The organism is Flavobacterium saliperosum (assembly GCF_900100625.1).
In the GTDB taxonomy this organism is placed as follows: domain Bacteria; phylum Bacteroidota; class Bacteroidia; order Flavobacteriales; family Flavobacteriaceae; genus Flavobacterium; species Flavobacterium saliperosum.
The window spans coordinates 150213-170660 of sequence record NZ_FMTY01000005.1; the positions used below are offsets into that span (position 1 = coordinate 150213).

Sequence of the window (20448 nt, forward strand, 5' to 3'; positions counted from 1 at the left end):
TTGTTTCGATTCAAAAAAAATCCTTACCCAAAAGTCTATTCTACATTTACCTTAATTAAATTCAGATTCAATACATGTTTGATATTTCTGTATTAAAAGAAATGAAGCTGCCTGAGCTTCAGGAAATTGCAAAAGTTGCCAAAATCAATAAATATCGTAATCTTAAAAAAGACGAATTGGTTTATCAGATTTTGGATTATCAGGCAGCCAACCCCGAAGTGGTCAAACCTGCTTTGGCAGAACAACCACAACAGGAAGAAAAGGCCAAAAGAGCCCGAATTGCTCCCGTAAAAGGACCGGCAAAATCGCCTGCAGAAAATAAGAAAACCCCTTTTGCTCCCAAAAAGGAAGAAAAAGAAATACAAGCGGCGGTAGCTCCTGAAGCAGTTACTGAAAAACCCGCAGCAGCAGAACCGGAAATGAAACGCGAACCTTTTGTACCTAAAAAGAAAGAGTTTCTTCAAAAACCACGTTTTGTAAAAGAAAACAACCCGAACGCTCCGGCACGTCCACAGCAAAATAGGGAAGTAAAAGAAACTTCGGAAGCGACTGAAACGGAGACTGAAACTCCGGTTGCAAAATCTCAGAATCCGAATCCGAATCAGAATCTGAACCAAAATCCGAACCATAACCCGAATCAAAAGCACAAAAAACAGAATTTCAGAGAATCCGATTATGAATTCGACGGAATCATTGAAAGCGAAGGTGTTTTGGAAATGATGCCGGACGGTTACGGCTTTTTGCGTTCTTCCGATTATAACTATTTGGCTTCGCCCGATGATATTTATCTGTCGACCTCCCAAATCCGTTTGTTCGGATTAAAAACAGGAGATACTGTAAAAGGTGTGGTACGTCCGCCAAAAGAAGGTGAGAAATACTTCCCTTTGGTAAAAGTGCTGAAAATTAACGGACATGATCCTCAAGTTGTTCGTGACCGAATTTCTTTCGAGCATTTAACGCCTGTTTTCCCAACAGAAAAATTCCGTTTGGCCGAAAAACAGAGTACCATTTCCACTCGTATCATTGATTTGTTCTCTCCGATTGGAAAAGGACAGCGTGGAATGATTGTGGCACAGCCGAAAACCGGTAAGACGATGTTGTTAAAAGACATTGCCAATGCGATTGCCGCCAATCATCCGGAAGTGTATTTAATCGTACTTCTAATTGACGAACGTCCGGAAGAGGTAACCGATATGCAGCGTAGTGTTAGAGGTGAGGTAATTGCTTCGACTTTCGACAGAGAGCCGCAAGAACACGTAAAAATTGCCAACATTGTTTTGGAAAAAGCGAAACGTTTGGTAGAATGTGGTCATGATGTGGTAATCCTTTTGGATTCGATTACGCGTTTGGCACGAGCTTACAACACGGTACAACCGGCCTCCGGAAAAGTATTGAGTGGTGGTGTGGATGCGAATGCATTACAAAAACCAAAACGTTTCTTCGGAGCGGCCCGTAATGTGGAAAACGGTGGTTCCTTAAGTATCATCGCTACTGCCTTAACGGAAACCGGTTCTAAAATGGACGAAGTGATTTTCGAAGAATTCAAAGGAACAGGTAACATGGAATTGCAGTTGGACAGAAAAATTGCCAACCGTCGTATTTTCCCTGCTATCGATCTTACGTCTTCCAGTACGCGTCGTGACGATTTGTTATTGGATGAGAACACGATTCAGAGAATGTGGATTATGCGTAAGTATCTTGCCGATATGAACCCGGTAGAGGCGATGGATTTCATCAATGACCGATTCAAGAAAACCAGAAACAACGAAGAGTTTTTAATCTCAATGAATGATTAAGTAATTGATATAAAATAAAAAATCCACCAATTGGTGGATTTTTTTATGACTGTAAGTGAAGGATTAGTTCACTAAAATTTTCTTGGTTGTAGTCTGATTATCCGCAGAAGACAATTTCACGAAATAGAAGCCTTGTGGTAAGTTTTCTAAAGTATAGGTGTTCTGAACGCGGTTAGGGTTTTTAATCATTTGAATCACCTGACCGTTAAGGTTGATTAACTGAATTTCATTCAATTCCACTTCCGAGGTAATGTTGATTCGGTTGTCTCTGGTTGGGTTTGGATAGACAGTTACGTTTGCTAAAGCGTCAAAGGTATCTGTGCCTAATGTTGGGCCCCAAATAACCGCTACCCATTCCGGATGGTCGATATAAGGGTTTCTGTTATTCTGACGGGCATAAATAGCATTGTTACGGTCAATTTCCCTTTGAGACACAGGATCCAAAATATGCCATTGCTTTAATATTTCAAGATGTGTATTGGTAAAAACCTGATTGCTGGTATTGTTAAACATAGCGTATGACCAACCTGCAACCTGATCTTCATAACGGGTTGCAAAATAGAGAATCATTCGGGCAATATCACCTTTGAATTCGTTAATAGGTTCGAAAACAGTCCCGCTGTACCCTGCAGAATATCCTGAATTTAAGTTATTTCCTTTTTTTGAGCCATTAGAATATGTGTTGGTAGCAGTTTGGACAACCCCAAAAGGAAAGTTATCTCTTTGTGCATTTACATATTTGTCTGATGGTGTGACAAAATGCGCATCAGAAACCATCGGATTTGCAGAGCCAAAAACTGATTGTGGAATGATGTGTTCGCGATTGTATTTATCACATTCACTTCCTCCACCTGTTCCGTCATCCTGATTTGTTCCGTAGGTAAAAGCGCATTCCGCCCCGGTGGGATTTTCGGTGTACATGTCCAGCATCGTACCGTCATTTTCATAATAACTGTCGATGTCAGAAGTTAAGTACGTGGTGTATAAACCTGCGTAAGTTCTGTCGGTATGATTGTCGATGATATTAAAAAGTTGTGTTTTTAAGGTGTAACCCGTTCCGGTTGCAGTACTGTAATATCCTGGAGGAACACCTGTTTGAGCAAAACCAAAAGCAACGCTCAATAACAATACTAAAGAGTAGATTTTTTTCATTTGGGATGATTTTATTGTTTTCTGTCTAATAAGGCCATGTAAAATCCATCAAATCCCGACTCGGAAGCCAAGACCTTCACATCTTTTACAAAGGTAAAGTTTTTTCCACTTTCCGTACTTAAGAATTTCTCAATTTGCTCCTGATTTTCAGAAGGTAATACCGAACAAGTGGCATAAACCAATTTTCCGCCGGGCTTCACAATTTTGGAATAACTTTCCAAAACTTCCGCCTGAACTTTTTTAATATTATCGATGAATTCCGGTTGTAATTTCCATTTGCTGTCCGGATTACGTTTCAAAACGCCCAAACCGCTACACGGAGCATCAATCAGTACTCTGTCCGCTTTTTCATAAAGCTTTTTAATTACTTTCGTGTTTTCAATTACGCGGGGTTCAATATTGAACGCACCGTTTCTTTTCGCACGAAGTTTCAATTGTTTTAACTTACTTTCATATAAATCCATCGCAATCAATTGCCCTTTGTTTTCCATTAAAGAAGCAATGTGCAATGTTTTTCCTCCCGCACCTGCGCAGGTATCCACAACTCTCATGCCTGGTTTTACGTCTAAGAAACGGGCTACCAATTGCGAAGAAGCGTCCTGAACTTCAAACAAGCCTTCTTTGAAAGCATCCGTTAGAAATACGTTCGCTCTTTCTTTTAAAATCAGAGCGTCCGGATATTCGGCAGGGGTTTCTGTATCGATATTCAAATCCATTAAGATAGCGCGAAGCTTTTCTCTGGTGGTTTTTAAGGTGTTCACACGAAGAATTACTTTTGCCTGTTCGTTTTGCGCTGCCAATTCTTTGGTCCAGACCTCTTCGCCCAATTCTTTCACGCCCAATTCGTCCATCCAATCCGGAATGGATTCACGGAAACGTCGGTCTTTGGAAAGTTCGTCAAAACGTCCTTTGATTTTACGCACCGGAGTCGATTCGAAATATTTCCAATCGGGTAGGGTGTAGCCGCGTAAAACCGCCCAAACTGCAAACATTCTCCAGATGTTGTCTCTGTCGTAAGGTTCTTTCACTTCGGCAATTTCGGCATACAAACGCTTCCATCGAACGATTTCATAAATAGTTTCGGCAACAAATTTTCGGTCATGGCTTCCCCAGCGTTTGTCTTTTTTCAAAGCTAAAGCTACCATTTTGTCGGCATATTGTCCTTCATTGAAAATCGCCATAAGCGAGTCAATGGTTGTAAATACTAAGTTTCTGTGTAATCTCATTGTGTAAAAATCAGCTTGCAAAGATAAGTAATTAATCGATTCAAAAGATTATCTGTATTTATTTATGAATGAAGAGGGTGTTTCGCCGCATTTTTTTCTGAAAAGCCTCGAAAAATAAGCGTAATCATCATACCCTAAATCATCCGCAATCTGATTGAAACTGAATTTTCGGGAAATCATTTCGCGTTTGGCTTCCAGAAAAACCCGTTCCAGTATGATATCGGTGGTGGTTTTGCCAATCATGTTTTGGGTAATGCGGTTGAGATGTTTGGCCGACATGTTCAGCCAATCGGCATATTGCGAAGGGGATTTTTCGGTTTTATAATGTTGTTCCACCAGTTGTTCAAATTCCTGAAATTTGTTGGTATAGGAATTCTGCGGAATCACTTCCAATTCGTTTTTCCGAATGTAGTGCCGCGTACTTTCGATGTAAATCAAATCGACAAGAGAAATGATTTTATTGGATTTCAGAATAGCATCGGATTGATTTTCGGTATAAATCAATTTGAATAACGATTTGAAATAATTAATGTCTTCAGATTCAAGATACAAAGTGGGTGAATTCTGAACGCTGTAAAAAAACGGAAAACTGTTAATTCTGTTTTTGGTGTAATGAATGTCGTAAAACGATTGGGTGTGAAAAAAAATGAAACCCTGAATGTCGTCTGAGAGCTCCCAATGGTGCATTTGTCCGGGATTCAAAAAGAAAAGACTTCCGGGTTTCACATCGTATTTTACAAAATCGATTTCGTGAATACCGCTTCCATGCGTGAAAAGTACAGTCAGATAGAAATTGTGTTTGTGTGGTTTCAGGATGTTTTTGTGACTTGTAATCAGGTGGTTTTCTATTGTATTGGTATAAAAATCTCTTTTGTTTTCGTTGGATTCGAATTGTTGAATATCTAAAACGGTGAAGCTCTTCATAGGTTTGGAAATAGAATGATGTCCTAAAAGTACAAAATATTGTGCAATTCGTCTATGGTCAATCCCCGTATATTGCAGAACTTTGCCTAAAATTTATATCCTATGTCAGTTTTAACAGAACTACTTACCGAAAAATGTCCGAAATGTGGAAAAGGCCAGGTGTTTGCCGAAAAAGGAAATATTTTTCTGTTCCGTTTACCGAAAATGCACACTAATTGTTCCAATTGTAACCATAGATTTGAAAAAGAACCCGGATACTTCTTTGGGTCGATGTTCGTGAGTTACGGACTGGTTTTTGCAGAAATGGTTGTTTTTTTTCTGATAGTCAATCAGTTTGTCGACAGCTATTTAACCATTGTAGTGTTAATTGGAATCCTATCCGTTGTTTTGAGTACGTTTAATTTCCGGCTTTCCAGAATGTTGTGGATTTACATGCTCGACGGAAAAGATAAACAGCTATAAACGTGAAATGTTTCGTAAATTAGCTTTTCAAAATTTTCCCTGATGAAAAAAAGTTGGATTGCGATTCTTTCCTTTTTGTGCTTTTCCTGTGGTTTGAAATCGGTTTTCGATACACCGAAATCGGATGTGGTTTCTGATAACAAAACGGTTGTAAAAGATACCTTAAAACCCGGTTTCACTTCGGTGGAAATTGATACCTTATTGTTGGAGAAGCTTAGCATTCGCGCCCTTGAAGTGGATAAGGACAAGGTGTGGTATGCCGCGAATAACGGAAATTATGGCTATTTGAGTCTGAACGGCGGTAAAAATTTCGTCGGGAATATCGTCAAAGACACGCTGAAACTCGAATTTCGTAGTATGGCACAAACCAAAGACCATGTTTTTGTATTGAGTGTTGGTAATCCCGGATTGTTGTACCGAATTTCGAAAGACCAAACCGAAGTCCAATTAGTCTATCAGGAAAAAGGTGAAAAAGTGTTTTATGATGCGATGCAGTTTTGGAATGATATCGAAGGCATAGCCGTGGGTGACCCTACCGAAGATTGCTTTTCACTGATTATCACAAGAGACGGCGGGCAAACCTGGACCAAAACATCTTGTGAACAACTGCCTAAATTAGCCGATGGCGAAGCGTTTTTTGCTGCCAGCAATACCAATATTATCATCAAAGGGAACCGAACATGGATTGTTTCCGGTGGAAAGAAATCAAGGGTTTTTTATTCGGACGATAAAGGAAAATCATGGCAGGTTACGGAAACGCCTATCATTCAAGGAAGTGCGATGACCGGTATTTTCTCGGCCGATTTCTATAATGAAAGTATCGGTTTTGCAACGGGTGGCGATTATGAAAAACCACAGCAGAATTTCGGAAATAAAATCATTACACTTGATGGCGGAAAAACATGGAATCTCATTGCTGAAAATGAAGGGTTCGGTTACGGTTCCTGCGTGCAGTTTGTGCCGGGAAGTAATGGCAATGAATTGGTTACGGTTGGCGCTTCCGGAGTCTATTATTCCTATACTCAAGGGAAAAGTTGGACTAAGATTGCCGATTACAAAGATTTGTTTACGATCCGTTTTACAGATGCTAAAACCGCAATAGCTGCAGGCAATAAGAAAATCATCAGAATAAAATTCAAATAAAAAGACCGATAGTCATTTACCGGTCTTTTCAGTTTCGAAATTAGTTGAAGAATTTGGAGAAAAATCCTTTTTTATCTTCCACTTTTGTTACGTTGGCAGCATTTTGTTGTGCCATTGCTTTCTCATGTTCGTTCATGATTTCCATAATGAAATCCACATACGTTTTGTTTTGCTCTTCCAGGTAGCCAACAAGGTATTTTTCACTGGCTTCCATGCCGCTTGCATTTTCAATTTGGAGTAATCTTTTGTATAATGGTTCAATGTGTTTGGTTATTACTTCTTGCGGCACCGCTTTTCTTCGGGCAAAATAATTCACGATGTTTCCTTTTTCGTCTTTTGAAATATCAAAATCGGTTATTACCCAATAATAACGTCCTGATTTCGCAAGGTTTTTTACAATTGCGTGGTAATTTTCTCCTTTTTTCAAATTATCCCAAAGTACTTTAAAAATAACTTTCGGCATATCGGGATGACGGATGATATTGTGGGGTTGCGACATTAATTCATAGTCTTCATAACCACTAACATCAATAAAAACTTCATTGGCATACTCAATCGTACCAAATCGGTCTGTTTTACTCATGATGGTTTTTGTCTTATCCCATGACACTTCTTTGTCGATAGGTACTGGTCTTTCAAATACTTCCATTTTAAAATAAATTTTTAATTCGTTATCAATGGCAAAGTACATGGATTTTTTTGTGCCAAAACATGACAAAAATCAGCTTGCGGTTACTTTTGTTTTTTTAAAAAAACTGTGTATTTAAAGGGTTTTAAGCTGGATTTTACCCTAATTTAACCTTGATTTAACACATAGGTCAAGAAGGGTGATTTATTTAACAAAAAAGGAGCAAACTGCTCCTTTTTTAACGTTGTCTTTTACGGTTTCTCATTTGCTTCAACAATTTTTCCTTGAATTCGATTTCCAACTGTTTCAGCATTAGTATTTTCTGATTCGGAATAACGCCTTGTAAATCTTTCGTCAGCTTACGGCGGTTTTCCTGAATGTCACTTTCCAGTTTATCATCTTCGTCCATCAGTGCGGCTGTTTCCTTGTCGGACAAACCGGCAGCATTTTCGGGGCGTAATTTGTGCATTAAGTGTCTTTTCTGTTTGTGCAGTTCAAACTGACGTTCGTCAAACTGATTGAAAATAGGCCAGAATTTCTGTGCTTCTTCCGGAGTCAGATCCAATCGGTCCGATATGAAAGCCACACGCAAAGCCTTGATGCGATCCATGTGTTTTTCTCTGTCCTGGGCAAAAGTTACCAGCGACAAAAAAAGCAATAGTATGGTAATTAATTTCTTCATTTTAATTCAAATATTCGTTAACGTAAGTTTCAGATTCGGTATCGTATAACCCTAATTCTTTTTCAATAGTGGTAATGTCTTCGTCAGTTAGATGATAGGCAATTTCCTCGGTAGTAATATCATTGGAATAAGCCAGATATTCCTGTGAAGAAACAGAAAGCTCCGTACTTTGCTGGTTAAAATAAAACCATGTTCCGAAGGAAACCACCAAAACCGCAGCCATACCGGAAATCCAAACCGATTTGCGTTGCCACAACGAAATCACTTTCACATCCTGTTCCGGAAGCTGATTCATGATACGGTCTTCCAAATTCTCGAAATAGTGCTCGGGAATTTTGAATCCGGTTTCAATTTTCGGGTCGTTATGTAAATCAAACTTTTTCATATTCATGTTCCTGACTGTTGGACAAAATTAAGCGCTAATGGTTTAATTCGTGTTTAAATATTCTTCAATTTTTTTGACGGCGTGGAAATAAGAGGCTTTCAATGCTCCTACGGAGGTACCTAAAATCTCCGACATCTCTTCGTATTTTATTTCTTCAAAATACTTCATTTTAAAAACCAATTGCTGTTTTTCGGGTAATATGGCCACCGCTTTTTGCAGTTTCAGCTGAATTTCATCACCATCATAATCCACATCGGCCGGTAAACTGTTAAGCATCTTTTCCTGTACTTCCTCATTCGAAATGCCTGATTTTTTGGCGCGCTGGTTGATAAACGTAATCGATTCGTTGGTTGCAATGCGGTACATCCACGAAAACAGCTTGCTTTCTCCCTTGAAGTTCTTCAGGTTCTGAAAAATTTTCACAAAAGTATTCTGCAACACATCATCGGTATCATCATGATTCAGTACGATTGTTCGGATATGATGGTACAACGGTCGCTGATACTCGCGCACCAATTTCCGAAACGCTTCGTTCTGCGTTTTCGGGTTCAGTAACTCCGCGATAAAGGCTTTTTCGTCCTGCAAGTGAAATCGATTTGTTGTAAGACTAAAGATAGGGGAAAAGGTTTAATTAGTAATAAGGGATAAGTGAAGAGGGATAAGTGAAAAGGGATAAGTGAAAAGGGATAAGTGAAAAGGGATAAGTGAAAAGTTTTGGAGCAAAGGGTCGTTTTGTGTCCGGTTTTGTATTTCCTGCTGTCCGCTCTACGCGGTGCCGCTCCCATCAGGGCTAAAGAGGAAGCCATTTTTCTTTTTGTTAACTAAAAATAACCGGGCAACTTTGTACCTTTGCACGCAACAACACAATTTACAATGATTAAGACAGTAATTTTCGACATGGACGGCGTGATTGTCGACACCGAACCGGTTCACAAGTATGCCTATTTCAAACATTTTGACGAATTGGGAATTCAGGTTTCCGAAGCAATGTATGGTTCTTTTACCGGAAATTCCACCCGAAATGTTTTCCAACGTATTAAAGATACCTTCCATTTAGAACACGAAGTCGAAGATTTGATTCTGAGAAAACGCCATCTTTTCAACGAAGCGTTCGACACCAAACCCGATTTAGAACTGATAGAAGGCGTTCATGACCTGATTAAAAACCTGCACGAAAACGGCATGCAGCTTATTTTGGCTTCTTCGGCATCGAAAAGTACGATTCAGCGCGTTTTCAACCGTTTTGATTTGCACCAGTATTTCACCCATACCGTAAGCGGTGAGGATTTCCCGAAATCCAAACCACATCCGGCCATATTTTTACATGCGGCGTCACTTTCCGTTGCTCCGAAAGAACACTGTATTGTGATTGAAGACAGTACCAATGGTGTTCAGGCTTCGAAATCGGCGGAGATTTTCTGTATCGGTTATCACAGTGAAAATTCAAAGCATCAGGATTTGTCGTTGGCAGACCATATTATCCATGATTTTAGCGAAATTGACTTTGAAACCATTTTAAACATCAAGAAAAAAGCCTAACTTAGTAAAAACTAAGATTCATGGCGGAACCTGTTAAATGTCTTCAATGTGATTCGGCAGTAACAACAGCATATTGCGGCGTTTGCGGCCAGAAAGCATCAACGCGCAGGTTTTCATTCAAAGAAGTGGTCATAACCGATTTCATGTACGGTGTTTTTCATACCGAAAAAGGTTTTTTCTATACTGTTAAAGAGTTGGTAACCAGACCTGGGCACAGTATTCGCGAATACATCAACGGAAAAAGAGCCGTGCATTTCAGTTATTTCCCGCTTTTGATTATTCTGGTAACGATTTCATTTTTGGTGAGCCGGTTCGCAGAGATAAACATCGCAGAGATTTACGATAAAAACGGACAGGGTGTTTTCTCGGAAGTACAGGATTTCTACCATAAGTATCCCAGAGGTTATTTGTTGCTGTCCATTCCGATTTATTCGTTATTCAGCTTTGTTTTTTTTATAAAAAGCGGCCTGAATTACGCCGAAAATATAGTGCTGAATTGCTACAGAACCGCCGGTGAATCTCTTTTCACGATTGCATTTTACATCGCGTGCATTTTCATAAAAAACATCGATCTGATCAGTGTTATGTATATTGGTTTGCAATTGCTGGTGTTGTTGTATATGATTTGGTTTTATTATCAGTTTTTCTCCTTCTACTATAAAGTGAAATGGCTTCTTTTTCTAAAAACGATTATTGTTTCGGTACTCATTACCGTATTAAGTACGGTGTCGATTATTTTTGTGATGGGAATTTATGGTGCGAGTTAGCTGTCTAAAGCTGTTTTGTAAACGTTCAGACATTTTTCGCGCGCTTCTTTATGATCTACAATGGGTTTTGGATACTTCGAAGTTTCCAGTTCCGGAATCCATTTTTTGATGTATTTCAAATCCTTGTCGAATTTTTTAATCTGTTCCGTAGGGTTGAAAATCCTGAAATAAGGCGCCGCATCCACACCGCTTCCGGCGGCCCATTGCCAATTCCCCACATTGCTGGCTTGTTCATAATCCAAAAGCTTTTGCGCAAAATAGGTTTCGCCCCAGCGCCAGTCGATTAGCAGATGTTTGCAAAGAAAACTGGCCACAATCATACGCACGCGGTTGTGCATGTGTCCGGTAGCGTTAAGTTCGCGCATGCCTGCATCAACAAAAGGATAACCGGTTTTTCCTTCGCACCATTTTTGGAACAATTCCTCATCGTTACTCCACCGAATCGCTTCGTATTTTTCACGGAAACTCCGGTTAACCGTATGCGGAAAATGCCATAGGATTTGCATGAAGAATTCACGCCAGATCAGTTCATTCCAAAAGGTTTCGTTTTTTGCGGTAATAGCTTGAGCAATCATTTTCCGAATCGAAACCGCACCAAAACGCAAGTAGATTCCGAGTAATGAAGTCCCGGCAATAGCAGGAAAATTACGCGTGTCTTCATAATTGGCGATGAGTTTTTCGGAAATATTGAAAGGCGGAACGGTTATGGCTGATGTTGTGAATCCAATGTCGGATAAGTTCAAAAACGGGTAGGAGTGATTGGTTATTTTTTCCAAAAGTGTTTCCGAAGGATAGTGCACCAAAGCGGTTTTACGGAAGTTTTCTTTCCATTTTTTAGAGTAGGGCGTATACACCACATAAGGGCTGCCGTCCTCTTTAACCACTTCGCTTTTTTCAAAAATCACCTGGTCTTTACAGGTTTTGAATGCGACGGAATTCGCTTTGAAAAGGTCATTCAGCATTTTATCCCTTTTTCGGGCATACGGCTCGTAATCGTGATTGGTGTAAACGGTTGTTATTTTGTTTTCGGACATCAGTTTCTTAAAAACCGTTTCCGGAGTTCCGTGAAACACTGCCAGTGATTTTCCAACAGTTTTCAGTTGCTCCTGAATCTTGACTAACTGACTGTGTATGAAGCTTACCCGTGCATCGTCTTTGGATAATTGGGACAGGATGTTCTCATCAAAAATAAAAATGGGAAGTGTTTCCTCATTGCTGTTTAAAGCATGAAAAAGCCCTGTGTTGTCTTCTAATCGTAAATCGCGTCTAAACCAAAAGATGTTCATGTTTTATGTTTATGGTTTTATTTCAACTAATGATTTCTCTCACTACCCGTTTAGTAACAAGGTTGACATACCGCCATCTACATGGAAAATTTGTCCGGTAATCCATGAACTTTTATCACTTAATAGAAAGCAAGCCATTTGAGCATTGTCTTCCGGTTTACCAACTCGTTTTAACGGATGCCGCTCGGCTGATTTTTCCTGTTTGGTTTCGTTGTTCAGGAATTTATCGGCCAGTGGCGTATCCGTTAAGGAGGGCGCTATTACATTGACTCTGATTTTTGGGGCATATTCTGCGGCTAATGCTTTGGCAAAACCTTCAATGGCACCTTTTGAAGCTGCAACGCTGGTGTGAAATGGCATTCCCATAGTGGCGGCAACACTGCTAAACATAACAATGCTTGCTTGTTCGGCAGCTAATAGGTTAGGTAAAACCGATTGAATCACTTTCACCAAGCTTATGAAATTAAGTTGTAAATCGGTTTCAAAAACTTCCGGTTTTAATCCTTTAAACGGTCTTAAATTGATGCTTCCGGGACAATACACCAAACCATCAATAACAGTTGGCAGAAGTAAAGTATCAATTGTGTCGGTTATGGCATCGAACGAAATATGTGTCGCATTTACATCAGACAAGTTATCATTACTTCTTGAAGCAATGAAGAGGTTATTCTTGTTTTGAAGTTCTTTTGCAATGGCTAACCCGATTCCGTAGGAACCACCTATTAATAGTATGTTTTTCATAATTTATTTTCTGGAATTTGTTCTGTCGAATTCACCAAAAAGTTCAGTCAGTATTTTTTTTCTGAAGGTAAAGATCTCATTCAGTTTCGGTCGCACCACAATCGGATGAAATAATTTTCCGATGAATCCGTAAGGTACTTTATAGTGTACGATGTCTTCCATTTCCACACCGCCGTCAATTTCTTTGAAAAAATGTTTGTGATGCCAGAATTTATAAGGTCCGAATCGCTGTTCGTCCACAAAGAATTCTTTGTATTGTACCTGCGAAATTTCAGTGACCCATTCCATGCTAATACCTGGAAAAGGCGATATTTTGTAATGAATGACCTGTCCGGCAAACATTTTACGTTCGTCTCCGGAAAGGGTGTGGAACTTCATCGAATCCGGTGTAATGGTATTTAAGTTTTTCGGATCTGAAAAGAATTCCCATGCTTTGTCAAGGGTTATGGGAAGTTTTTGCTTTGCATGAAGAGTATACATTGGACTATTTTTTTGTAAAATTACAACAATGTTTAATCTTTTTAAAAAATAATTAAACATAAAATCTTATTTAAGCTATTCTTAACATTTTGAGTTTGTATTTTTTACTATTTTCGTTGCACAGAAATAAAATAAACGAAACCTAAGATTATGAAAAAAATAATGCTGACTGCGGTTTTTGCTTTTGCAACATTGGCAATGCAGGCGCAGGTTAAAACACCACAGGCGAGTCCGATTACTAAAATTGAACAGGTTGTAGGCCTTACAGACGTTGCGATTGACTATTCGCGTCCGAGTACAAAAGGGAGAACCGTTTTCGGAGAATTGGTTCCTTATGGTAAGCTTTGGAGAACCGGAGCAAACGCAAATACAACTGTTTCTTTCAGTGAGGATGTTACTATTGCCGGAAAAACATTAAAAAAAGGGAAGTATGCTTTGTTTACATTACCAAAAGCAGACAGCTGGGATGTGATTTTTTATTCGGACACCGATAATTGGGGTTTACCTGAAAATTGGGACGAGGCTAAAGTGGCTCTTAAAACAACGGTTAAGCCGGAAACCTTAAACCGCAAAGTGGAAACCTTCACTATTGGCGTGAATAATGTGGATAACGATTCGGCTTTTCTGGAATTGTCATGGGAGAAAACCATTGTAGCGGTTAAGTTTGAAGTGCCAACACAAAAAACGGCAATGAAGAGTATCGAAAAAACATTGGCCGGACCTTCATCTGCAGATTTCTTCTCTTCCGCAAACTATTTTTACCAATCTAACGGCGATTTGAATAAAGCGTTGACTTGGGTTAATAAGGCTGTGGAAATGGAAAAAGAAGCACCTTTCTGGTACTTGCGTCTGAAATCTCTGATCCAGGCGAAAAAAGGAGATAAAGCGGCGGCTGTTGAAACGGCAAAGTTGTCTTTGGCTGCAGCTGAAAAAGCTAAAAACATGGATTATGTTAAGATGAACAAAGATTCCATTGCAGAATGGTCTAAGAAATAATCTTACGTTTTATATAGTAAAAAGGCTGTCAATTGACAGCCTTTTTTATTGGTTTCGATTTAACTTCTGAAATTCTATTGTCACAGATTCCACACCCGAGCGAAGCGAACTGACGAAGTAATTCCCACGGATTGATTTATGCAAATTTGTTTAATCTGCGGCAAATAATTGCTTTATCCTACTATTTTTATTCTTTAGTTTTTAGTACCGATTGCAGCAAAACGCCCAGAATAATGGTAAGCATCGCTCCGATAAAATTCAGCCAAAGGAAACTTACGATGTCAAGATAAAAAATGTAAAAGATGGTAAGTTGTGTTATAACGGCACTCCAAAATACGGCTCTCGCTTTTACAAACTTCACATAGAAGGCCACAAGGAAAATCCCCAATACCGTTCCGTAAAAAATGGAACCTACAATATTTACCAACTGAATCAGGTTTTCGAAAAGTGTACCCACACAGGCAAACAAGATGGCAATGACTCCCCACATTAAAGTGAAAAGCTTGGTTGATGTTACAAAATGTTTTTCAGATTTGTCGGCTTTAAGGTTTCGCTTGTAAATGTCTATGGTTGTGGTCGATGCCAATGCGGTTAGTCCGGACGCCGAGGACGACATCGCTGCGGAAAAGATTACCGCCAATAACAAACCGATCAAGCCTTTAGGTAAGAAATTCAGAATGAAATACAGGAAAACATAGTCTTTATCGTTGGTTTCGGTTTTCTCATCCACTTTAGCGATAATCTCTTTCGCCTGTTCACGCAGATCTTTTTCCTTTCCGGAAAGGGAAACCATTTTCTGTTGTAAAATAGGGTTGTCGAAATCCTGATTCAATTGCCCCACATACAACATGCTGATTTCTTTCTTTTCGGACTGAACGGCATCCAGCTCTTTTTCCAGTTTTTCGTATGCGGCCTTGTGAGTCGAATTTCTCACCAAATCATTATTCGTCGGATTAAAATGCAAAGGTGAGGAGTGGAATTGGAAAAAAACAAAAACCATAACACCGGTAAGCAAAATGAAAAACTGCATCGGAACTTTCAACAAACCGTTCATTATCAGTCCCATCTGACTTTCGCGAATCGATTTCCCGCTCAAATAACGACCAACCTGCGACTGGTCCGTACCAAAATAGGAAAGCGCCAAAAAGAATCCGCCCGTAATGCCGCTCCAGAAGGTGTATCGGGTTTCAGGATCAAACGAAAAATCAACAATGTCCATTTTATCATTCGCACCCGCAATGCCCAAGGCATTACTGAAACTCAATTCTTCGGGTAAATAGCTTAAAATCAGAAAGAAAGTGATGAACATTCCGGTCATAATTACGAACATCTGTTGTTTTTGCGTCACGTTTACGGCTTTGGTTCCGCCCGAAAAGGTGTAAATAATCACCATGATTCCAATCACAATGTTCATCAGCGTCAGGTTCCAACCCAATAAGGCCGACATGATAATCGCCGGGGCATAAATCGTCAGTCCGGTTCCCAATCCGCGCTGTATTAAGAATAGGATGGAAGCCAACGAACGCGTTTTAACATCGAATCGCTGTTCCAGAAATTCGTATGCGGTAAAAACCTTGAGTTTGTGGTAAATCGGAATAAAAGTGATGCAAATCACCACCATCGCAATCGGCAATCCGAAGTAAAACTGTACGAAACCCATGCCGTCATGATACGCTTGTCCCGGCGTGGAAAGAAACGTAATCGCGCTCGCCTGTGTAGCCATCACCGAAAGTCCGACTGTCCACCAAGGTGTTTCGTTGTTTCCTAAAATGTATTCTTCCACGTTTTTACTGCCTTTGGTCTTCCAAGCGCCGTAAATCACAATAAATAAAAGCGTTACCGAAAGTACAATCCAATCAATGATCTGCATAGTCTAAGCGTACATTTGCATTAAGAAATAGAAAAGCAAAATATAGAACGCGTTGAGCAGCAACACAACCGTATAACTTTTTTTCCATTTGAATTCTTCTTCTTGCATGTTTATTTTTTTTAGGAGCATCACGCTCGTTTTATCAATCACTTTCAGTCCTGCTGTACGCTATATCTTTTTTTACTGCCTTCGGGAACCGCAGTCAGAAAAAAAAGGATGCCGCTGCCATCAGGGCTATACAACACCTTTCGTATTTCAAATTGTGTTATTCCCCGATCGCAATCAGGTTGGCCATCAATCGGAATGCTCCGGGAACCCCTTCCGGCAATTCTCTGAAGAAACTCAATCCGGTATAAATATAATGCCCTTTGCCGTATTTCGCTACCAACAAACCTCCGTTTTTATCGGTTTCGCCTTTATCGTGCGCCGAAAGTATCGGAGTGAATTCTTTTGCCCATTTGTTAGGATAATACAATCCTTGTTCCTGAATCCAGCATTCGAAATCCTTTTCGGTAATTTTATTCGGGAAGTTTAAAACCGCGTGTTTCGGCTCGAGGAACGTCACTTTGGCCGTTTCTTCGGTAACCCTGTCCTGGGATAATTTCAGCTCGTAAGGAGCAATGTCGTTGGTAACCAGTTTTCCAGCCGTATTGTACTGCACTATGATGGTTCCGCCGTTTTTTACATAATCAAACAGCACGTTTTGCTTGAATTTCAAAGCGTCAACGGTGTTATAGGCGCGAATTCCAACTATAATCGCATCAAAATCCTTAATGTTTTCTGCGGTAATTTTTTCCGGAGAAAGCAGTGTTACGGTATAATCCATCTGGCGTAAACTCTCCGGCACTTCATCGCCGGCCCCCATAATGTAACCAATATTGCTGCCACGGGTTTCAATTTCAATCTTGTTGAATTTCGCCTCCGAAGGCAACAAAACCTGCTGCAACGGAATGTGTCCGTAATCTATCGTAACCAGTTTTTTATCAAAATGTACATTGTCGATTACCGCAATGCTTTTCGCCACGGCTTCAGTAGGATAGGATGGAGGAATCACTTCAAAAGTTACGGTTTTTTCGCTTCCTTTTTGAGGTAATTCAAACGCGATTTTTTTAGGCCAGACTTTCCAATCGGCGGGCAAATCCAAAATAACATCGCCTTTGCAGTTGTCTTTTCCGGCTTTGATTTTTACGGAAATAAGGTGTTTTCGGTTGTTCGGGAATAATTCTACTTTGTTCAGAATTTCCGTAGTCACTTCCGGTAAAACGGCTAATGGTTGGTACATTTCGCCTTTAACCGGATCGTTGAATTTGTACACGACTTTCTTATAAATATCAAAAGGAACATCGCAAATGGAAACTTTCCAGTGCAGTTGCAGCGGATCGGTTTCGGGTTTTCCAACGCTATTTTTATCGGTTACCGAAAATAAACCCAATGTTCCTTTTTCGTTTAACCAATACGGTGACGAAAATGGTGTGGATTCCGGTATTTTGACTTGCTTTTCGGTTTTGAAAGCGACGTTGTTTCCCAGTTTTTTATCTTCTGTAATCACCGTGTTCAAAAAATCTACAGATTCAATGGTTATGAATTCATTGCTACGGTTGGTCGCTTCGAGTTTTAAAGTGATTTCGCTGTCCGGATTGGTATTCTGTATTGAGGCAACCCCTTCCAGGTACAAACCGCAACAAGCCATAATGATGTTTTCAAGCTCTTGCTTTTTAAGGGTACGCCAGTGTTCGTCGTCTAATTTGCAGATTAATTTATAGGCTTCCACCAATTTAGGCAAATGGATTTCCGGGTTTTTAAAATTGAAATTCTGTTGAACATCCATTAGGATTTTACCAATGGCTTCTCCGCCCTTAACTCGTGTCCAGGTCGTATTAATCCCATCAAAAAGGTTGGTCTTGTCTTTCGGAAAGTCGCCTTTTAAAAATTCCAGATATTCCAATTCGTTACCGCGCGTGCCGGTACTTCCAAAACCCTGGCATTGGTGCTGACTTCTGCTTAAAGCCGCAATTTCACCATTACTCTTCCCTTTCAGAGGATAATAAACACCGGTATTGATGCTGATTAAATTCGATTTATCGGCTTTTTTGAAATTCTCTTCACTGCCGTAAAACCACCACGAGGTATTGAAAAACAAGCGTTTCGGTTGCCAAACGGACGTTGTAGTTAACTGTTCGGGATACACGGTGGCATCGTTTGCTTTTTCAAAAGCTTCATAACTTAAAATTGCCGATGCGGTATGATGCCCGTGTGTGGTTCCCGGCGTTCGGTGATTGAAACGGTTGATGATTACATCCGGTTTGAATTTTCGGATGGTTAAAATAACGTCGTTCAGGATTTCTTCCTTGTTCCAGATTTCAAAGGTTTCTTCGGGTTCTTTGGAATACCCGAAATCGTTGGCACGGGAAAAAAACTGTTCGCCGCCATCGATTCTTCGAGCTGCTAAAAGCTCCTGAGTACGTAAAACGCCCAGCAATTCCTTAAGTTCCGTTCCAATCAGGTTTTGTCCGCCGTCGCCACGGGTTAACGATAAATAACCGGTACGGGCTTTGGTTTCATTGGCTAAATAGGAAATCAGTTTGGTATTTTCATCGTCAGGATGCGCAGCCACATAAAGTACGGAGCCTAAAAAGTTGAGTTTCTCAATCTGACTGTAAATGTCGGAGGTGCTTAATTTTTGCGGTTGTTGGGCAAAAACCGGTATAGAAATGAAATATAAAAAGGCATAAAAAAGTAAGCTGTGCTTCTTCATAATGTAATGTTATTCTTGTTTTCAAATATAATGAAATAGGTGGTGAGAACTATTTATTTAACATAGAACCCATAGCAAAATAACATTTTTTTGGCAATGAATCGAAAAAGTGGGTTCCCAACGACTTAGGGCAAACAATACCTTTACCGGAAGTAACTAAAAAAGGCAAAGACTGTATAGCCTCTGCCTTTTTTCCAAATTATTTGTGTGAATTAACCTCTTCTTCCGTTGCCGTTATCACCACCATTTCCTCTTCCGTTTCCGCGACCGTTTCCGTTTCCGCGGTCATTTCCCCTTTCACGGCCTTTGTCGTTTCCTCTCACATTTGCGTTGTCCCTTGAACCTCTGTATTCGTTTCTGTAATCATTGTTACTTCTTCTTTCGCTACGGTTATCGTTTTGATTTCTGTAGTAATCTCTTCTGTTATCGTCATCGCGGTCTCTTCTGTAACCGTCTCTCGGTCCATTATAAACAACCTGTGGTCTCGGGCCAATCGTTCTTTGCGCAGGTCCTCTGTACCCATGTTTGTATTTTACTTTGTGGTGTTTGTAATAAATGTATGGGTTTGGACCGTAATCGTGTAAGCATACCTTATAGGCTCCATATAAATCATAATGTCTGTAACGGTAAGGCAAATAAGCCGCTCTGATCCATCCGCCACCATCAAAATAAATAAACATTGCAGATGGGATATCATAATAAACCTCAATGTCCGGGATGTAATAATAGCGTGTTTCGGCATAACCCACAGGACCCCAAACCGGAGGTGTTCCAATATTCACATTCACGTTAACCTGTGCCTGAGTGCTCAGCGTCATCAGCAATAATCCTGCGAATAAAAATTTGATAGTTTTCATAATCGTATATTTTAATTTAACCAATATTCGTTTGATGTTTGACTATTTCCAACTTCCGTGCCAAAATAATATTTTTTCGGAAAAAGAAGTGGTGTCAAGCAATTGAAATAGTGGTTAAATAGCTGTATTTCAATAAAATAGAAAATGTTGTTTTTTGCCTAAAAAAATAAAGCAAGGGTATTAGCCTTGCTTGGTTTTTTATATTTAAAAGTGATTTTATTTTCCTTTACCGTTTCCTTTTCCGTTGCCGTGACCTTTTCCGCCTCCATCATTACCTTTTTTTCCACCATGGGAATTATCATTGAAATGTATTGCGTTTCCGGATTTTGCATTCCCTTTTTTATAATGCCCGGAATGATTTCCGTTGTCGTTTTTCATTTTAAAAGGCTTCTGCTTGTGATTCTTATATCCTTTTGGAAACTTCGCTTTGTGCATTTTATAATAACGATACGGATTATCGCCTCTGAAATTCAGCACAACTTTATAACCGTTGTATAAATCAAAATGCGAATACCTGCTTGGTAATGTCCTTGCGTGAATCCATCCGCGCGGCCCCATATAAACAAACATTCCCGAATTTATGTCGTAATAACTTTCAATATCCGGAATGTAGTAATAGCGGGCTTCTGCATACCCAACAGGTCCCCAAACCGGAGGTGTGCCAATGTTTACATTCACATTCACCTGTGCGGTGGCGAATAACGAAAAGGATAAAATGAAACCGAGTAAGGCTAATTTGATTGTTTTCATAGGATTTGG

At 39.9% G+C, this 20448-nt stretch carries 20 protein-coding genes; 6 read left to right on the top strand and 14 right to left on the bottom strand.

Annotation, left to right across the window (positions count from 1 at the left end):
• Positions 1-74 precede the first annotated feature (74 nt).
• On the top strand, positions 75-1796 hold the full coding sequence (gene rho / locus BLQ05_RS10625; RefSeq protein WP_035654144.1) for a transcription termination factor Rho: 1722 nt from the start codon (positions 75-77) through the stop codon (positions 1794-1796).
• Between the two features lie 63 nt (positions 1797-1859).
• Here the strand turns inward: rho and BLQ05_RS10630 are convergent, their stop codons facing one another.
• From BLQ05_RS10630 to BLQ05_RS10640, 3 genes are read right to left on the bottom strand one after another with little or no spacing between them, the layout of a single operon-like run.
• A complete protein-coding gene (locus tag BLQ05_RS10630) occupies positions 1860-2948 on the bottom strand; it encodes an endonuclease (protein WP_023575861.1) in 1089 nt (362 codons plus the stop codon).
• An 11-nt stretch (positions 2949-2959) separates the two neighbouring features.
• Complete coding sequence (locus BLQ05_RS10635; protein ID WP_035654146.1) at positions 2960-4174, bottom strand: RsmB/NOP family class I SAM-dependent RNA methyltransferase; 1215 nt, start codon at positions 4172-4174, stop codon at positions 2960-2962.
• Positions 4175-4222: 48 nt separating this feature from the next.
• Positions 4223-5098 (bottom strand): helix-turn-helix domain-containing protein, encoded by an 876-nt coding sequence (locus BLQ05_RS10640; protein WP_023575863.1) that lies wholly within the window; start codon positions 5096-5098, stop codon positions 4223-4225.
• 102 nt (positions 5099-5200) lie between these two features.
• On the opposite strand from BLQ05_RS10640, the gene BLQ05_RS10645 reads away from it, so the two are divergent.
• Together BLQ05_RS10645 and BLQ05_RS10650 are read left to right on the top strand one after the other, a co-directional pair.
• On the top strand, positions 5201-5560 hold the full coding sequence (locus BLQ05_RS10645) for a DUF983 domain-containing protein (RefSeq protein WP_023575864.1): 360 nt from the start codon (positions 5201-5203) through the stop codon (positions 5558-5560).
• A 42-nt stretch (positions 5561-5602) separates the two neighbouring features.
• The gene (locus BLQ05_RS10650) at positions 5603-6703 is read left to right on the top strand and encodes a WD40/YVTN/BNR-like repeat-containing protein (RefSeq protein ID WP_023575865.1); all 1101 of its coding nucleotides are present in this window, start codon (positions 5603-5605) and stop codon (positions 6701-6703) included.
• Between the two features lie 40 nt (positions 6704-6743).
• Here BLQ05_RS10650 and BLQ05_RS10655 read toward each other — a convergent pair whose 3' ends face one another.
• From BLQ05_RS10655 to BLQ05_RS10670, 4 genes are all read right to left on the bottom strand, one after another.
• Complete coding sequence (locus tag BLQ05_RS10655; protein ID WP_035654185.1) at positions 6744-7352, bottom strand: PAS domain-containing protein; 609 nt, start codon at positions 7350-7352, stop codon at positions 6744-6746.
• A gap of 217 nt (positions 7353-7569) precedes the next feature.
• Positions 7570-8013, bottom strand: a complete 444-nt coding sequence (locus tag BLQ05_RS10660) for a hypothetical protein (RefSeq protein ID WP_023575867.1) — start codon at positions 8011-8013, stop codon at positions 7570-7572.
• Position 8014: 1 nt separating this feature from the next.
• Positions 8015-8404 carry a hypothetical protein gene (locus BLQ05_RS10665; RefSeq protein WP_143000945.1) on the bottom strand — a complete coding sequence of 130 codons (390 nt, stop codon included), beginning with the start codon at positions 8402-8404 and terminating at the stop codon, positions 8015-8017.
• A gap of 36 nt (positions 8405-8440) precedes the next feature.
• Positions 8441-8983, bottom strand: coding sequence for an RNA polymerase sigma factor (locus BLQ05_RS10670; protein ID WP_023575869.1), 543 nt, complete (start codon positions 8981-8983; stop codon positions 8441-8443).
• 288 nt (positions 8984-9271) lie between these two features.
• On the opposite strand from BLQ05_RS10670, the gene BLQ05_RS10675 reads away from it, so the two are divergent.
• Both BLQ05_RS10675 and BLQ05_RS10680 read left to right on the top strand, forming a co-directional pair.
• Positions 9272-9937, top strand: coding sequence for an HAD family hydrolase (locus BLQ05_RS10675; RefSeq protein WP_023575870.1), 666 nt, complete (start codon positions 9272-9274; stop codon positions 9935-9937).
• Positions 9938-9957: 20 nt separating this feature from the next.
• Positions 9958-10704, top strand: coding sequence for a DUF3667 domain-containing protein (locus BLQ05_RS10680; protein WP_023575871.1), 747 nt, complete (start codon positions 9958-9960; stop codon positions 10702-10704).
• On the opposite strand, the gene BLQ05_RS10685 is transcribed toward BLQ05_RS10680, so the two are convergent.
• The 3 genes from BLQ05_RS10685 to BLQ05_RS10695 are packed head-to-tail and all read right to left on the bottom strand — an operon-like array spanning position 10701 to position 13211.
• Positions 10701-11990 (bottom strand): cryptochrome/photolyase family protein, encoded by a 1290-nt coding sequence (locus tag BLQ05_RS10685; protein ID WP_023575872.1) that lies wholly within the window; start codon positions 11988-11990, stop codon positions 10701-10703. The genes BLQ05_RS10680 and BLQ05_RS10685 overlap by 4 nt on opposite strands.
• A gap of 42 nt (positions 11991-12032) precedes the next feature.
• The gene (locus tag BLQ05_RS10690) at positions 12033-12731 is read right to left on the bottom strand and encodes an SDR family NAD(P)-dependent oxidoreductase (protein WP_023575873.1); all 699 of its coding nucleotides are present in this window, start codon (positions 12729-12731) and stop codon (positions 12033-12035) included.
• A gap of 3 nt (positions 12732-12734) precedes the next feature.
• Positions 12735-13211: an SRPBCC family protein gene (locus BLQ05_RS10695; protein ID WP_023575874.1), complete on the bottom strand. Its 477-nt coding sequence runs from the start codon at positions 13209-13211 to the stop codon at positions 12735-12737.
• Between the two features lie 150 nt (positions 13212-13361).
• Between BLQ05_RS10695 and BLQ05_RS10700 the strand changes: the two genes are divergently transcribed.
• A complete protein-coding gene (locus tag BLQ05_RS10700) occupies positions 13362-14207 on the top strand; it encodes a DUF2911 domain-containing protein (protein WP_023575875.1) in 846 nt (281 codons plus the stop codon).
• Positions 14208-14394: 187 nt separating this feature from the next.
• On the opposite strand, the gene BLQ05_RS10705 is transcribed toward BLQ05_RS10700, so the two are convergent.
• The 4 genes from BLQ05_RS10705 to BLQ05_RS10720 form a co-directional block, all read right to left on the bottom strand.
• A complete protein-coding gene (locus BLQ05_RS10705; RefSeq protein WP_023575876.1) occupies positions 14395-16077 on the bottom strand; it encodes a sodium:solute symporter family protein in 1683 nt (560 codons plus the stop codon).
• Between the two features lie 265 nt (positions 16078-16342).
• Positions 16343-18832: a PIG-L family deacetylase gene (locus BLQ05_RS10710; protein ID WP_023575878.1), complete on the bottom strand. Its 2490-nt coding sequence runs from the start codon at positions 18830-18832 to the stop codon at positions 16343-16345.
• 212 nt (positions 18833-19044) lie between these two features.
• Complete coding sequence (locus BLQ05_RS10715; RefSeq protein WP_023575880.1) at positions 19045-19689, bottom strand: hypothetical protein; 645 nt, start codon at positions 19687-19689, stop codon at positions 19045-19047.
• 216 nt (positions 19690-19905) lie between these two features.
• Entirely contained in the window at positions 19906-20439 is a 534-nt protein-coding gene (locus BLQ05_RS10720) for a hypothetical protein (RefSeq protein ID WP_023575881.1), read from the bottom strand.
• Between the last annotated feature and the right edge of the window lie 9 nt (positions 20440-20448).